At 65.9% G+C, this 1,025-nt stretch carries 1 protein-coding gene; it reads right to left on the bottom strand.

The window, feature by feature from the left end:
• A partial coding sequence (locus tag E3O56_RS16155; RefSeq protein ID WP_248128553.1) for a class I SAM-dependent methyltransferase occupies positions 1-1,025 on the bottom strand: 1,025 nt, incomplete at both ends.

Genomic DNA, 1,025 nt, shown 5'->3' with positions numbered 1-1,025 from the left:
CTGCGCGCCATCACCACTTGCTGTCCCAGCCCATGAAACGCCTGGCACGGGAACATCACCCCGCGATAACCCGCCTCTTCCAGCACCTGTTGCCAGCGCTCACTGGACAAGCCCGGCGTACCCGGCAGCCGCAACGCCTCGTCGCGATAACGCCACCAGCCCTCCAGCAGGCCGAAGGTCAGGTGACTGAACAGTGACGCCTGGCTCAGCTCATTCAACAACAACCAGCCATCCGTCTTCAGCGCTGCCTTGGCGTGCTCGACCACTTGGCGAATATCGGCGGTGGCATGCAGGACATTGGTCGCGATCACCACATCATAGCTGCCCAGTTCCAGGCCCTGCTGCACCAGGTCTTTCTCCACATCCAGGATGCGGTAATCCAGGTAAGACCGCCCCTCGCCATAAGCCGTCTGGGCGTGCATCAAAAACGCCCGCGACAGGTCGGTGTAGGCGTACTGCCCCACCTCGACACCCAAGCTATCCAGGCCCTGCAGCACCCTTGCACTGGTGCCGCCGGTGCCGGCGCCGATCTCAAGGATGCGCACCGGTGCCGCCCCGGCCTGGTGACCGGCGCGTACCCGCGCCAGCACCGCCTGGGTGATCACCTCGTTGAAATAGTCGGACACCGCATTGTGCTTGTAGATGCCCTCGACCCGCGCCATGGAACCCTCGGGGAACATCACCTCGGTCGCACGCAGGCGCCCACTCAGCACCGCAGGCAAGGCGCGCAGGCAGGCGTCAACCAACTGCGCCTGGGCACGCCGGTCGGCGTCGCCCTCGGCCTCGCGCAACGCACTGTCCCAGGCGGCCCAGGCACTCTCGGCGGCCACCACGCGCTGCACGCGCCAAGTGTCGCCATCAGTGGCCAGCCAGCCCTCATCGGCCAGCCAGCGCAGGCTGTGGGCCAGCCAACGAGGATCGACACCTACCGTCCCGCTGGAGCGTTCCTGCAAGCGTTGATACAGGGCTTGGGTGGTCTGCGGTGTGGGTTGGTCGAACAGCCCGGCTGCCTGCAATTGCACCAA

This window comes from Pseudomonas sp. W2Aug9 (genome assembly GCF_023127755.1).
Lineage (GTDB): Bacteria > Pseudomonadota > Gammaproteobacteria > Pseudomonadales > Pseudomonadaceae > Aquipseudomonas > Aquipseudomonas synxantha_A.
This window is presented reverse-complemented; position numbering and strand designations above follow the sequence as displayed.